General features: G+C 71.6%; 12 protein-coding genes and 1 riboswitch. All 12 genes read left to right on the plus strand.

The window, feature by feature from the left end; translation table 11 throughout:
- Window positions 1-147 precede the first annotated feature (147 nt).
- The 12 genes from IE258_RS22725 to IE258_RS22780 all read left to right on the plus strand — a co-directional run bounded on the left by IE258_RS22725 (window position 148) and on the right by IE258_RS22780 (window position 13,283).
- Window positions 148-708 carry a hypothetical protein gene (locus IE258_RS22725; RefSeq protein ID WP_189746258.1) on the plus strand — a complete coding sequence of 187 codons (561 nt, stop codon included), beginning with the start codon at window positions 148-150 and terminating at the stop codon, window positions 706-708.
- A gap of 38 nt (window positions 709-746) precedes the next feature.
- Window positions 747-2,237 (plus strand): serine/threonine protein kinase PkaE, encoded by a 1,491-nt coding sequence (gene pkaE / locus IE258_RS22730; RefSeq protein WP_373309917.1) that lies wholly within the window; start codon window positions 747-749, stop codon window positions 2,235-2,237.
- 174 nt (window positions 2,238-2,411) lie between these two features.
- Window positions 2,412-3,062 carry a SurA N-terminal domain-containing protein gene (locus IE258_RS22735; protein ID WP_189746262.1) on the plus strand — a complete coding sequence of 217 codons (651 nt, stop codon included), beginning with the start codon at window positions 2,412-2,414 and terminating at the stop codon, window positions 3,060-3,062.
- A gap of 76 nt (window positions 3,063-3,138) precedes the next feature.
- On the plus strand, window positions 3,139-4,116 hold the full coding sequence (locus IE258_RS22740; protein ID WP_189746263.1) for a nucleoside triphosphate pyrophosphohydrolase: 978 nt from the start codon (window positions 3,139-3,141) through the stop codon (window positions 4,114-4,116).
- Window positions 4,113-5,432 carry a cytochrome P450 family protein gene (locus tag IE258_RS22745; protein WP_189746265.1) on the plus strand — a complete coding sequence of 440 codons (1,320 nt, stop codon included), beginning with the start codon at window positions 4,113-4,115 and terminating at the stop codon, window positions 5,430-5,432. The genes IE258_RS22740 and IE258_RS22745 overlap by 4 nt, the downstream gene beginning before the upstream one ends.
- Before the next feature lie 143 nt (window positions 5,433-5,575).
- Complete coding sequence (locus tag IE258_RS22750) at window positions 5,576-6,595, plus strand: transglycosylase family protein (RefSeq protein ID WP_189746267.1); 1,020 nt, start codon at window positions 5,576-5,578, stop codon at window positions 6,593-6,595.
- Window positions 6,596-6,778: 183 nt separating this feature from the next.
- Window positions 6,779-6,945: riboswitch (cyclic di-AMP (ydaO/yuaA leader) on the plus strand.
- A 3-nt stretch (window positions 6,946-6,948) separates the two neighbouring features.
- Window positions 6,949-7,677 (plus strand): resuscitation-promoting factor protein RpfA, encoded by a 729-nt coding sequence (gene rpfA, locus IE258_RS22755; protein WP_189746269.1) that lies wholly within the window; start codon window positions 6,949-6,951, stop codon window positions 7,675-7,677.
- A 272-nt stretch (window positions 7,678-7,949) separates the two neighbouring features.
- A complete protein-coding gene (gene eno / locus IE258_RS22760) occupies window positions 7,950-9,230 on the plus strand; it encodes a phosphopyruvate hydratase (RefSeq protein ID WP_127892931.1) in 1,281 nt (426 codons plus the stop codon).
- Window positions 9,231-9,338: 108 nt separating this feature from the next.
- Window positions 9,339-9,821 (plus strand): cell division protein DivIC, encoded by a 483-nt coding sequence (divIC, locus tag IE258_RS22765; protein ID WP_189746271.1) that lies wholly within the window; start codon window positions 9,339-9,341, stop codon window positions 9,819-9,821.
- Window positions 9,822-9,888: 67 nt separating this feature from the next.
- Window positions 9,889-10,431: a DUF501 domain-containing protein gene (locus IE258_RS22770; protein WP_189746273.1), complete on the plus strand. Its 543-nt coding sequence runs from the start codon at window positions 9,889-9,891 to the stop codon at window positions 10,429-10,431.
- A complete protein-coding gene (locus tag IE258_RS22775; RefSeq protein ID WP_189746275.1) occupies window positions 10,428-11,393 on the plus strand; it encodes a Ppx/GppA phosphatase family protein in 966 nt (321 codons plus the stop codon). The genes IE258_RS22770 and IE258_RS22775 overlap by 4 nt, the downstream gene beginning before the upstream one ends.
- Before the next feature lie 465 nt (window positions 11,394-11,858).
- The gene (locus IE258_RS22780) at window positions 11,859-13,283 is read left to right on the plus strand and encodes an NAD(P)/FAD-dependent oxidoreductase (protein ID WP_189746277.1); all 1,425 of its coding nucleotides are present in this window, start codon (window positions 11,859-11,861) and stop codon (window positions 13,281-13,283) included.
- The last annotated feature ends 168 nt before the right edge of the window (window positions 13,284-13,451 follow it).

Genomic DNA, 13,451 nt, shown 5'->3' on the forward strand with positions numbered 1-13,451 from the left:
GCCGCCCGCGCGGACCGGGTGACCAGGACGACAACGGTTCGGTACAACCGTGACCCGTTGTCCGTCCCGGCCTATACGCTCGGACTCCCACTCCGGACGGCACGGCCCGTTCGACGAGTCTTCGGCATCACCGGTCCAGGAGCAGTCATGTACGGCAACAGCGCCGGGCCGCCGCCAACCCGCGGCGCGGCCACTGTCATCACCCTGCGCGTGCTGTACGCCGCGGCCGGTTTCCTGAGCTGCGGTCTGCTCGCCTGCGTACCGCTGTTCCGGGTCGCCGTCCTGCGCGGCCGCTGGTACGACTGGACGGCCGCCTGGGCGAGCCTGCCGTTGTCCATCGCCTGCCTCGCCGTGGTCGGTTCGCTGCCCGAGACGGACCACCGGACGGACGCCGCGATGGCCGGGCTCCTGCTGATAGGGGCGGCGGCCTCCGCGTACTTCCTCGTGGTCGACATCCGCGCGCACGCCGCCCCGCGGCCGTTCCTCGGCAACCCGCCGCCCCACGCCCCCTTCCCAGGACCGCACTACGGTCCGGGGCATTCGGTGGGGCCCTACCCGCCTCCCGCCCCCGTCCAGCACCCCGTCACGCCGCCGCAGCAGCAGCCGGCGCCCGCCCGCATCGACCAGGTCCGCGCCGAACTCGACGAACTCAGCGACTACCTGCGCAGCCACGACGGCCGCGACGGCGGCCACCAGGGCGGAAGGTGACCGTGTCGACGGGACGCGTCGTCGCCGGCCGGTACGAGCTGTCCACGCTCATCGGTCAGGGCGGCATGGGCCAGGTATGGACGGCCTACGACCGGCGCCTGGACCGGCGCGTGGCGGTGAAGCTGCTGCGCCCCGACAAGGTGGCCGGGCAGGAGGCCGACGAACTGCGACGCCGGTTCGTGCGGGAGTGCCGGATCACCGCACAGGTCGACCACCCCGGCCTGGTCACGGTGCACGACGCGGGCAGCGAGGGCGAGGAGCTGTTCCTCGTCATGCAGTACGTCGACGGCGCCGACCTCTCCGACCACCTCGCCGAGCACGAGCCCTACCCCTGGCAGTGGGCCGTCGCCGTCGCCGCGCAACTGTGCGCCGTACTCAGCGCCGTGCACGCCGTGCCGATCGTCCACCGCGACCTCAAGCCGCGCAACGTCATGGTCAAGCAGGACGGCACCGTCACCGTCCTCGACCTCGGCGTCGCCTCCGTCATGGACGCCGACACCACCCGCCTCACCCACACCGGCACCCCCATCGGCTCGCCCGCCTACATGGCACCCGAGCAGGCCATGGGCGGCGCCGTCGGCCCCTACACCGACCTGTACGCACTCGGCGTACTCCTGCACGAACTGCTCAGCGGCGACGTGCCGTTCGCCGGGTCGACGGCCCTCGGCGTACTGCACCGGCACCTGTACGAGCCCCCGCTGCCCGTGCGCCGCATCCGCCCGGAGATCCCCGAGGCACTCGAAGCCCTGGTCCTGCGCCTGCTCGCCAAGGACCCGCAGCACCGCCCCGACTCCGCCCAGGAGGTCTACGAGCACCTCGCGCTGCTGCTGCCCGCCCGCGGCATGCCCACCGGCGGCCCCCTGGACCCCACCCGGCCCTTCGTGCGCCCGCACGCTCCGTGGCCCGATCGCGCCCGCACCCCCGCGCCGCAACCCGCGCCCGTACCGGCCGCCGCCGAGGCCGCCAAGCCGGACGTCGCACGCGCCGTCGACGACGTCAAGCGCCTGCTCGGCGAGGGCCGCATCACCCAGGCCGTCGACATCCTCGGCGCGATCCTGCCCGCCGCCGCCGAACAGCACGGCGAACGCTCCCCGGTCGTGCGCACCCTGCGCAAGCAGTACGCGGCGACCCTCATGGACGACGGTCAGTACCGGCGCGCCCTGCCCGAACTGCGCCGCCTCGCCGACGAACGCGCCGCCGAGGCCGGCCAGGCCGACCCGCGGTCCCTGCGCCACCGCTACGACGCCGCCCAGTGCCTGGAACAGCTCGGCGAACCGGCCGCCGCCCTCGCCGAGTACCGGGCCCTGCTGCCGTACTACGAGAACCAGTACGTCGCCGGCGACCCCGACCTCGCCCACGACGTGCGCCGCCGCATCGGCCACCTGCTGCTCGCCCTCGGCGACCGTGCCGCCGCCCACGACACGCTGGTCCGGCTGCTGCACGACGTGGAGCGCGTCCACGGCCCCGGCCACCCGCTCGCCGCCGACATCCGGCGCACGCTGCAGTGGCTGGGCCAGGTGCGCGGCTGACCACCGGCCGACGACCACCGGCCGACGACCTCCGGGTGCGGGCGGGCGCGAGGCGGTGCCCGAAGTCCTGATGAATCGTTGGTCCAATGGGTTGGCCAGAGCCGGGCCACTGCCTAACATCGATCATCGCAAGACCTTGTGCACCGTCGCACAATCTCCAAACGGGAGGTTCCCTTGCACCGCCGCAGCCGCCGTCGCCCCGCGCTTCTCCTCACCGCCGCGATCGCCGCAGCGGCCCCCCTGCTCACCGCCTGCGGCAACGACGCGCATCCGGGCGCGGCGGCCGTCGTCGGCGACCAGCGGATCACCGTCGCCCAGCTGGAGAGCCGCGTCGACGAGGTGCGCGAGGCCCAGCGCGCCGCCGTCCCCGACGACAGCCAGTACCAGCAGGTCGTCGCCCGCACCGGCACCCTCACCCGCGACACCCTGCACGGCATGGTCCTCGACCGGGTCCTGCACCGCGCCGCCCAGGACGCCGGGGTGACCGTCAGCCGCAAGGAGGTGCAGGACATGCGCGGCGAGCTGGAGGGGCAGGCCGGCGGCCCCGAGCAGCTGGAGACGGCCTGGCTCCAGCAGTACGGCGTCGCCCCCGACCGCCTCGACGACAACCTCTCCGTCCAGATCGAGGCCCAAAAGCTCGCCCAGAGCCTCGGCACCGACACCAGCAGGCCCGAGTTCTGGCAGGCCCTGTCCGACGCCTCCAAGAAGCTCGACGTCGACCTCAACCCGCGCTACGGCACCTGGGACGTCCAGAAGAGCAGCCGCGTCGACACCCGGACCCCGTGGGTGCGGGAGATCACGGCGGACGCCCAGCAGCCCGCATAGCCCCACTGACCAGCGGCGATACGGCCCCCTGTGGACAACTCGGGGGGCCGTCGGCGGTGTGCGTTAGGTTCGGGGAGTGAACGCAACCACCGCCGGCCCGACCGCCCCCGACCAGGGCCGCATCGTCCTGCTCACCACCAGCCACCGCGTCGCCCCCGGCCTGCTGTCCTGGCCCGCCTGGCAGGCCCTGCGCACCGCCGACCGCGTCCTGTGCGCCGACGGAGCCCACCCGCAGCTGCCGTACCTGCGCGAGGCGGGCATCCGGGTCGACGAGGCGGCCCCGACCGCCGAGGAGCTGGTCGACGCCTGCACCGGAGGCCGCACGGCGGTGGTCGTCGCGACCGGCGAGGGCGACCCCGCGCTCACCGACGGCCTGGCCCGCCTCGCCGGCTCCGGCCGCGTCCCGATGCCCGACCTCGAACTGCTCCCCGCCTCCTACGACCTCCCGGGCGCCCGCCTCCTCGACCTCGTCCAGGTCATGGACCGCATCCGCCTCGAATGCCCCTGGTCCTCGCAGCGCACCCACAAGGGCCTGGCCAAGTACGCCATCGAGGAGGCATACGAACTCGTCGAGGCCATCGAGGACGGCGACCGCGACGAACTGCGGGAGGAGCTGGGCGACGTGCTCCTCCAGGTCGTCTTCCACGCCCGCATCGCCGAGGAGGACCCGGACGCCCCGTTCTCCGTCGACGACGTGGCCGGCACCATCGTCGACAAGCTCGTCCACCGCCACCCGCACGTCTTCGGCGACGAGACGGCCGACACCCCCGAGGAGGTCCGGGAGCACTGGCTGCGCACCAAGGCCGCCGAGAAGCAGCGCACCTCGGTCACCGAGGGCGTCCCCCTCGGCCAGCCCGGCCTCGCCCTCGCCGCCAAGCTCCACTCCCGCGTCCGCACCGCCGGCCTCGACGTCCCGCTGCCCGCCGGCGAGGGCATCGGCTACGAGCTCCTCGCCCTCGCCGCCCGCGCCGAGTCCGAGGGCGCCGATCCCGAGGCGGCCCTGAGAGCGGCGGCCCGCACCTACCGGGACGCGATCCGGGCGGTCGAGGGATGACCGGCCGCCCGCCCGTCCTCGGTCCTTCCTCCGGCCCCGCACCCGAGCTGTTCACCTGGGAGTTCGCGAGCGACCCCTACCCCGCCTACGCCTGGCTGCGCGAAAACGCCCCCGTGCACCGCACCCGGCTGCCCAGCGGAGTGGAGGCATGGCTGGTCACCCGGTACGCCGACGCGAAGCAGGCGCTCGCCGACCCGCGGCTGTCCAAGAACCCGGCGCACCACGACGAACCCGCGCACGCCAAGGGCAAGACCGGCATTCCGGGGGAGCGGAAGGCCGAGCTGATGACCCATCTGCTGAACATCGACCCGCCCGACCACACCCGGCTGCGGCGGCTGGTCAGCAAGGCGTTCACGCCCCGGCGCGTGGCCGAGTTCGCGCCCCGGGTGCAGGAGCTGGCCGACGGCCTCATCGACCGGTTCGCGGAGACCGGCTCCGCCGACCTGATCCACGAGTTCGCCTTCCCGCTGCCCATCTACGCCATCTGCGACCTGCTCGGCGTCCCCCGCGAGGACCAGGACGACTTCCGGGACTGGGCGGGCATGATGATCCGTCACCAAGGAGGCCCGCGGGGCGGTGTCGCCCGGTCGGTGAAGAAGATGCGCGGCTACCTCGCCGACCTCATCCATCGCAAGCGCGCCGCGCTGCCGCCCGAGCCCGCCCCCGGCGAGGACCTCATCTCCGGTCTGATCCGCGCCTCCGACCACGGCGAGCACCTCACCGAGAACGAGGCCGCGGCCATGGCCTTCATCCTGCTCTTCGCGGGATTCGAGACCACGGTCAACCTCATCGGCAACGGCACCTACGCGCTGCTCACCCACCCCGAGCAGCGGGAGCGGCTGCAGACCTCCCTGGCCGCCGGGGAGCGCGGCCTGCTGGAGACCGGCGTCGAGGAACTCCTGCGCTACGACGGTCCGGTGGAGCTGGCCACCTGGCGCTTCGCCACCCGGCAGCTGACCATCGGCGGGCAGGACGTCGCGGCCGGCGACCCGGTCCTCGTCGTCCTGGCCGCCGCCGACCGGGACCCGGAGCGGTTCACCGACCCGGACACCCTGGACCTCGCCCGCCGCGACAGCCAGCACCTCGGGTACGGCCACGGCATCCACTACTGCCTCGGCGCCCCGCTCGCCCGGCTGGAGGGCCAGACGGCGCTGGCCACGCTGCTGACCCGGCTGCCGGACCTCCGCCTCGCCGCCGACCCGGCCGAACTCCGGTGGCGCGGCGGCCTCATCATGCGCGGTCTGCGCACCCTGCCGGTCTCGTTCACGCCGCCCGCGGCTTCGGCGGAGAACGGTCCGTCGACGACGCAAAAGTGACACGCGCTCAACTCTGTGATCTTCACGTGATCTGCGCGGCATGAACTTGTGACAAGCGATGATCTCCCTATACGTTCACGGATCAACGTGGTGTCGAGCGTCAACCACCGCGTGGACCCCGTCGTCTTGTGAAAGGTCGTCGCATGCTCTCCGGGAACGGTCGTCACCGCCGCCCCCGCCAGGCACCCGCTCTGGTCGTCGCCGCCGGAGTGACCGGCTCCGCCATCGCTATCCCGCTGCTCGGCGCCACCGGCGCCCACGCGGCCGACTCCGCGAACTGGGACCAGGTCGCCGAATGCGAGACCGGAGGCGCCTGGAGTCAGAACAGCGGCAACGGGTACTACGGCGGCCTGGCGCTGTCCCAGGACGCATGGGAGCAGTACGGCGGCCTGGACTACGCCCCCAGCGCCGACCGGGCCAGTCGCTCCCAGCAGATAAGAATCGCCGAGAAGATACAGGCGGACCAGGGCATCGCCGCCTGGCCGACCTGCGGTCTGCTCGCCGGCCTGGGCAACGACTCCGGGGCCACGGGCGGCGGCTCCGGCGCGGCCGGTGACGGGACGTCGGAGGGTTCGGACACCTCGGGGGAGACGGACACCACCAAGTCGTCCGAATCACCCGCGACCACCGAGACGCCCGAGTCGTCCCAGTCGCCCGAGTCGTCCGGCACGACCGACTCGTCCGGCACGGGCGAGACTTCGGAGTCGACGTCCGGAGCGTCCTCTTCATCCCCTTCGCCCTCTTCTTCGGCTTCATCCTCGCCGTCGCCCGACGCTTCGTCCGACGGTGCGGACCAATCCACCAAGACGGACACCTCGCCCGAATCCGACCCCTCCGCCACTGCCGAACCGCAGGGCACCGAGGGCTCGTCCGGCTCCGGCAAGCACCGCGGCGGCAGTGCGGAGGAGGGCGTGACGGGAGAGGGGCGTACGGACCCGGCGTCGGGCCGGCACGCCTCGCGCGACGGTGACGAGCGAGAGGCCGGGGACGGGCGTTACGTCGTGCGCACCGGCGACAGTCTCTGGGCCATCGCCGACTCCCTTGACGTCGACGGCGGGTGGCACGCGCTCTACGCCGACAACGAGTCCGTCGTCGGTGCCGATCCCGACCACATCCTGCCCGGTCAGACGCTCACGGTCACGGGCGAATCGGGCGAAAAGTAGGGGGAGTTCGCGTCACGGTTAGAGATCATATGTCCCTTTTGGATCTCGTGAGAGATAGGTCTCAGAAGCCGTGATCGTCTTTGAAAATCCGCGGAGCGCGTGTCTACGGTCATGACCGCTCGCCACCGCGGGCCCCGACAGCCGCAACGCCGAATCCTGCCAGCGGCCGTCCGGGAACAGTCGTCGCGTCAAGCGCCGCAGGCAGGAGCGGGGGACCCAAGGTAAGCGCCGCACCGGGCAGTTGAGCCGGAGCGGCTAGGGGTGAAGCCGAGTTCCGCCAGGAACCCGGCCGGGCAACTCAACCGGCCCGAACCCGACAGCTCACCTCGCAGGCGTCGGTGAGGGGATCAACCATGCTGTTTTCCGGCAAGGGCAAGCACCGTCGCCCGTCCAAGGCCACCCGTGTCATCGCCGTCGCCGGCGTCACCGGTGCCGCCGTCGCCGCCCCGCTGATGGCGGCCGGCAACGCCTCCGCCGCCACCGCGTCCGAGTGGGACGCCGTCGCCCAGTGCGAGTCCGGCGGCAACTGGTCCATCAACACCGGCAACGGTTACTACGGCGGTCTGCAGTTCTCCGCCTCCACCTGGGCCGCCTACGGCGGTACGCAGTACGCCTCCAGTGCCGACCAGGCGAGCAAGGCGCAGCAGATCGAGATCGCCGAGAAGGTCCTCGCGGGCCAGGGCAAGGGTGCCTGGCCGGTCTGCGGCACCGGCCTGTCGGGCGCCGCGTACACCGGTGGCGGTTCGCAGGACAGCGGTTCCGGCAGCTCCGAGAGCTCGCAGAGCCAGAGCAGCGGCTCCACCGCCGAGCGCTCCACCGAGCAGAAGGCCTCCCGCTCCTCCGAGCGTCCGGCCGCCGAGCCGAAGGCCGAGAAGCCCGCCAAGAAGACCGTCACCACCCCGACCGGCAAGAAGGTCGAGAAGGGCGACGGCGAGTACAAGGTCGTCAAGGGCGACACCCTCAGCTCGATCGCCGAGGAGCACGACGTCAAGGGCGGCTGGGCGAAGCTGTTCAAGCTGAACGACGACATCGTCGACGACGCCGACCTGATCTACCCGGGCCAGCAGCTGCACCTGAAGTAAGCGGCGGCGGCCCCGCGACTCCCGCCCCGGTGCGTGTTCCCCCGTACGCACCGGGGCGGGATTTTTCACGTCCCGCGCCCACGGGGTACCCGCCCGGTTTCCGGAAACGTCTTTGTTCCGTTCGGAAACAATTTACTCTCGGTTCTGTCCAGCGGGTGGGCGATCGGCTGGCCGATCGCCCGGAGCCGGTTAGGCTCGGTCCCGCAGAGCCGCCGCGGTCCCGCGGGACCCGCGCGTCACACCGAAGCGTCACATTGAAGAAGGAGATGCTCGTGCCGTCCATCGACGTCGTCGTAGCCCGGGAAATCCTGGACTCCCGAGGCAACCCCACGGTCGAGGTCGAGGTCGGCCTCGACGACGGCAGCACGGGTCGTGCCGCCGTTCCGTCCGGCGCCTCCACCGGTGCCTTCGAGGCCATCGAACTCCGTGACGGCGACGCGAGCCGTTACCTCGGCAAGGGTGTCGAGAAGGCCGTGCTGGCCGTCATCGAGCAGATCGGCCCGGAGCTGGTCGGCTACGACGCCACCGAGCAGCGCCTGATCGACCAGGCCATGTTCGACCTGGACGCCACCGACAACAAGGGCTCGCTCGGCGCCAACGCCATCCTCGGCGTCTCCCTCGCCGTCGCCCACGCCGCCTCCGAGGCCAGCGACCTGCCGCTCTTCCGCTACCTGGGCGGCCCGAACGCGCACCTGCTGCCGGTACCGATGATGAACATCCTGAACGGCGGCTCGCACGCCGACTCCAACGTGGACATCCAGGAGTTCATGATCGCCCCGATCGGCGCGGAGTCCTTCTCCGAGGCCCTGCGCTGGGGCGCCGAGGTCTACCACACCCTCAAGAAGGTCCTGAAGAACAAGGGCCTGGCCACCGGCCTCGGCGACGAGGGCGGCTTCGCCCCGAACCTCGGCTCCAACCGCGAGGCCCTCGACCTCATCCTCGAGGCGATCAAGGAGGCCGGCTACACCCCCGGCGAGCAGATCGCCCTCGCGCTCGACGTCGCCGCGTCCGAGTTCTACAAGGACGGCTCCTACTCCTTCGAGGGCAAGGAGCGCACCGCCGCCGAGATGACCGAGTACTACGCCGAGCTGGTCGAGGCGTACCCGCTGGTCTCCATCGAGGACCCGCTGTTCGAGGACGACTGGGCCGGCTGGAACACCATCACCGCCAAGCTCGGCGACAAGGTGCAGCTGGTCGGCGACGACCTGTTCGTCACCAACCCGGAGCGCCTGGCCCGCGGCATCGAGGAGAACTCGGCCAACGCCCTGCTGGTCAAGGTCAACCAGATCGGCTCGCTGACCGAGACCCTGGACGCCGTCGAGCTGGCCCAGCGCAACGGCTTCAAGTGCATGATGTCCCACCGCTCCGGCGAGACCGAGGACGTCACCATCGCCGACCTGGCCGTCGCCACCAACTGCGGCCAGATCAAGACCGGCGCCCCGGCCCGCTCCGAGCGCGTGGCCAAGTACAACCAGCTGCTGCGCATCGAGGAGATCCTCGACGACGCCGCGGTGTACGCCGGCCGCAGCGCGTTCCCGCGGTTCAAGGGCTGAGCGCCACCCGGTAAGGCCCCGTAAGAGGCAGCGTCGTACGTACGTCCCCGTATCCGGTCCCGTACCGTGTGCGGGGACGTACGCGCGTGCACGGGAGGCGGAGACCAGATGGCCGTGAAGGACCGGGACCGTTTCTCCACCGCGACCAGGATCCGGATCATCGGGGAGCAGACCGCGGCCCGGGTCTACCGCTCGCAGACCAAGCGCCAGGCCCGGCGCTCCCGGCTGACCGGCCGGGCGGCGCTGCTCGCCATGGTGCTCTGCTCGCTCGTCGTGGCCCTCGCCTACCCGATCCGGCAGTACGTCGCCCAGCGCGCCGAGATCGCCGATCTCCAGCGGGAGCAGCGGGAGACCCGGCAGCGGGTCGAGGACCTGCGCGACCTCAAGGCACGCTGGCAGGACGACGCCTACGCCGAGCAGCAGGTACGGCTGCGGTTGCACTACGTGATGCCGGGGGAGACGGGGTTCGTCGTCGTCGACCCGGACGCCGCCAAGCAGGCCCGTGCCGAGGCCGGCGCCGCCGACCGCCCCTGGTACCGGAACGTGTGGGACGGGGTCGACAAGGCCGACGCCGCCACCCGCCGGGGGTGAACCCACCGCGCCGACCGTGCCGGCCCCTCCGGCAGTGACTCAACAGGAAGACCAGCAGAAGACAGTCATGCAGACTCCCCCGCCGACCACCCCGCGCACCGAGCCGACCGACGCGGACGTGGCGGCCTTCAAGCAGCAGCTCGGCCGCCCCCCGCGCGGTCTGCGCGCCATCGCCCACCGCTGCCCGTGCGGGCAGCCCGACGTGGTGGAGACGGCGCCGCGGCTGCCCGACGGCACGCCCTTCCCCACGCTGTACTACCTGACGTGCCCCAAGGCGGCCTCCGCCATCGGCACGCTGGAGGCGAACGGCGTGATGAAGGAGATGACCGAGCGCCTGGGCACCGACCCGGAGCTGGCGGCCGCCTACCGCGCCGCGCACGAGGACTACGTCCGGCGCCGCGACGAGATCGAGGAGCTGACCGGCTTCCCCAGCGCGGGCGGCATGCCGGACCGCGTGAAGTGCCTGCACGTGCTGGTCGCCCACTCGCTGGCCGCCGGCCCCGGCGTCAACCCGCTGGGCGACGAGGCGATCGCGATGCTGCCCGAGTGGTGGCGCAAGGGGCCCTGCGTGACGCCCACCGACCAGACCGGCCAGGAGGACGCCCAGTGACCCGGGTCGCCGCCGTCGACTGCGGTACGAACTCCATCCGGCTCCTGGTGGCCGACGCCACTGTGTCCGACAGCGCCTCCGGCGCGGGGACCACGGGCGAGCTGACCGACCTGGACCGCCGTATGACCATCGTGCGGCTCGGCCAGGGTGTCGACGGCACCGGGCGGCTGGCGCCCGAGGCGCTGGAGCGGACCTTCGCCGCCTGCCGGGAGTACGCGGGGATCATCAAGGCGCACGGCGCCGAGCGGCTGCGCTTCGTCGCCACCTCCGCCTCCCGCGACGCGGAGAACCGGGACGACTTCGTGCGCGGTGTGCTGGACATCCTGGGCGTGGAGCCGGAGGTCATCTCGGGCGACCAGGAGGCCGAGTTCTCCTTCACCGGTGCCACCAGGGAGCTGGCGGGGCGGGACCACCTGGACAAGCCCTACCTGGTCGTCGACATCGGCGGCGGCTCCACCGAGTTCGTCGTGGGCGACGACCACGTGCGTGCCGCCCGCTCCGTGGACGTCGGCTGCGTGCGGATGACCGAGCGGCACCTGGTGCGCGACGGCGCGGTGACCGACCCGCCCACCGCGGAGCAGGTCACCGCGATGCGGGCCGACATCGAGGCCGCCCTGGACCTGGCCGAGCGGACGGTGCCGCTGCGCGAGGCGCGCACGCTGGTGGGGCTCGCGGGGTCGGTGACGTCGGTGTCCGCGATCGCGCAGGAGCTGCCCCAGTACGACTCGGCCGCCATCCACCACTCCCGTGTCTCCCGCGACCGGGTCCGGGAGATCACCGACTGGCTGCTGGCCTCCACCCACGCCGAGCGCGCGGCGGTTCCCTCCCTGCACCCGGGCCGCGTCGACGTGATCGCGGCCGGGGCCCTGACACTGCTGGCGATCATGGAGCGGACGGGCGCGGCGGAGGTCGTCGTGAGCGAGCACGACATCCTCGACGGCATCGCCTGGTCGATCGCGTAGGGGCCCGCGCGCGGTGGCGGCGCGGTGCCCCGCGGTGGTCTTGTGGTGGCCGTGCGGTAGCGGTCTGAGCAGGACGGACGACGATTGAGCGGGTGCCGGGGGGCCTCTCGGGGCCCCTCGGCGGGACCCCGCCGGGAAAGTTCGTGAAGTTCTTCACAAGGAATTGGGCCCCGACGGACGACAAAAGCGCGTGCGTTGACCCTTTTGGGGTTTCAACTGCCCTTTGAACGTGTTCAGGTCGGTGTCGCGAAGGGGTCCCGCAGGGTCCTCACGGAAGGCTGGTCCACCGTCCCGGAGGTGCGGAGGCGCAGCTCACGCGGCATTGACAACGGGGTGCCCTACACGCTGGTTCCTTCGCCCGCCATGATCTCCGTCACGTGGGTGGCGGATGGTAGCACAGCACCCACCGAAGCTTGTGAAGGGGCGCACGATCGACCCCCCTCAACCGGGTGGATACTCGATGGCATGAGCACCACGGAGCGTCCCAGGATCCTCGTAGTAGGCGGTGGGTACGTAGGCCTGTACGCAGCTCGACGCATCCAGAAGAAGATGCGTTACGGCGAGGCGACCGTCACCGTCGTCGACCCGCGGTCGTACATGACCTACCAGCCCTTCCTCCCCGAAGCCGCCGCCGGCAGCATCTCCCCGCGGCACGTCGTCGTCCCCCTGCGGCGCGTGCTTCCGAAGGCGGAGGTCCTCACCGGCCGGGTCACCACCATCGACCAGGACCGCAAGGTCGCCACCGTCGCGCCGCTGGTCGGCGAGGCGTACGAGCTGCCCTTCGACTACCTGGTCATCGCGATGGGCGCGGTCTCCCGCACCTTCCCGATCCCCGGCCTCGCCGAGCAGGGCATCGGCATGAAGGGCATCGAGGAGTCCATCGGCCTGCGCAACCACGTCCTGGAGCAGCTCGACAAGGCCGACTCCACCACCGACGAGGAGATCCGCCGCAAGGCGCTCACCTTCGTCTTCGTCGGCGGCGGCTTCGCCGGCGCGGAGACCATCGGTGAGGTCGAGGACATGGCCCGCGACGCGGCCAAGTACTACAACAACGTCTCCCGCGAGGACATGCGCTTCATCCTCGTGGACGCCGCCGACAAGATCCTCCCCGAGGTCGGCCCCAAGCTCGGCCAGTACGGCAAGGAGCACCTCGAGGGCCGCGGCGTCGAGGTCTACCTGTCCACCTCCATGGACTCCTGCGTCGACGGCCACGTGGTGCTCAAGAACGGTCTCGAGGTCGACTCCAACACCATCGTGTGGACGGCCGGCGTCAAGCCCAACCCGGCGCTGGCCCGCTTCGGCCTGCCGCTCGGCCCCCGCGGTCACGTCGACACCCAGGCCACCCTCCAGGTCCAGGGCACTGACTACATCTGGGCCGCGGGCGACAACGCCCAGGTGCCGGACCTCGTCGGCCGCAAGGCGGGCAACGAGAACGCCTGGTGCCCGCCGAACGCCCAGCACGCGCTGCGCCAGGCCAAGGTCCTCGGCGACAACGTGATCTCCGGCATGCGGGGCTTCCCGCAGAAGGAGTACAGCCACGCCAACAAGGGCGCGGTGGCGGGCCTCGGCCTGCACAAGGGCGTCGCGATGATCGTCATGGGCAAGATGAAGATCAAGCTCAAGGGCCGTCTCGCCTGGTACATGCACCGCGGCTACCACGGCATGGCGATGCCGACCTTCAACCGCAAGATCCGCGTCTTCGCGGACTGGACGCTCGGCATGTTCCTCAAGCGCGAGGTCGTCTCCCTCGGCGCGATGGAGACCCCGCGCGAGGAGTTCTACGAGGCCGCCAAGCCGGCCCCGAAGCCCGCCGCGGCGAAGGCCGCCGACCAGGGTGGCCAGAAGGAGAAGGCCGCGAAGCAGGAGAAGACCGAGGCCAAGGCTTCCTGACGCCCGGTCGTCCCCAGCCGTAGCAGTTCCAGCAGTACCTGTAGTTCCAGCAGTACCTGCAGTACCCAGCAGTCCCCGAAGGGGCCGTCCGCCATCCGTGGTGCGGGCGGCCCCTTCGCGTTGCGTGCGTGCTGCGCCGTTGGGGCGACAGTTCCGTTGGTGTGTACA

It is taken from the genome of Streptomyces tendae, from assembly GCF_014650435.1.
Taxonomy (GTDB): domain Bacteria; phylum Actinomycetota; class Actinomycetes; order Streptomycetales; family Streptomycetaceae; genus Streptomyces; species Streptomyces tendae.

Bases quoted from the DNA above. Each gene is read 5' to 3' on its own strand.
- IE258_RS22725 (WP_189746258.1), top strand. From the start codon at position 148: ATGTACGGCAACAGCGCCGGGCCGCCGCCAACCCGCGGCGCGGCCACT.
- IE258_RS22745 (WP_189746265.1), top strand. From the start codon at position 4,113: ATGACCGGCCGCCCGCCCGTCCTCGGTCCTTCCTCCGGCCCCGCACCC.
- IE258_RS22750 (WP_189746267.1), top strand. From the start codon at position 5,576: ATGCTCTCCGGGAACGGTCGTCACCGCCGCCCCCGCCAGGCACCCGCT.
- rpfA (WP_189746269.1), top strand. From the start codon at position 6,949: ATGCTGTTTTCCGGCAAGGGCAAGCACCGTCGCCCGTCCAAGGCCACC.
- divIC (WP_189746271.1), top strand. From the start codon at position 9,339: ATGGCCGTGAAGGACCGGGACCGTTTCTCCACCGCGACCAGGATCCGG.
- IE258_RS22770 (WP_189746273.1), top strand. From the start codon at position 9,889: ATGCAGACTCCCCCGCCGACCACCCCGCGCACCGAGCCGACCGACGCG.
- IE258_RS22780 (WP_189746277.1), top strand. From the start codon at position 11,859: ATGAGCACCACGGAGCGTCCCAGGATCCTCGTAGTAGGCGGTGGGTAC.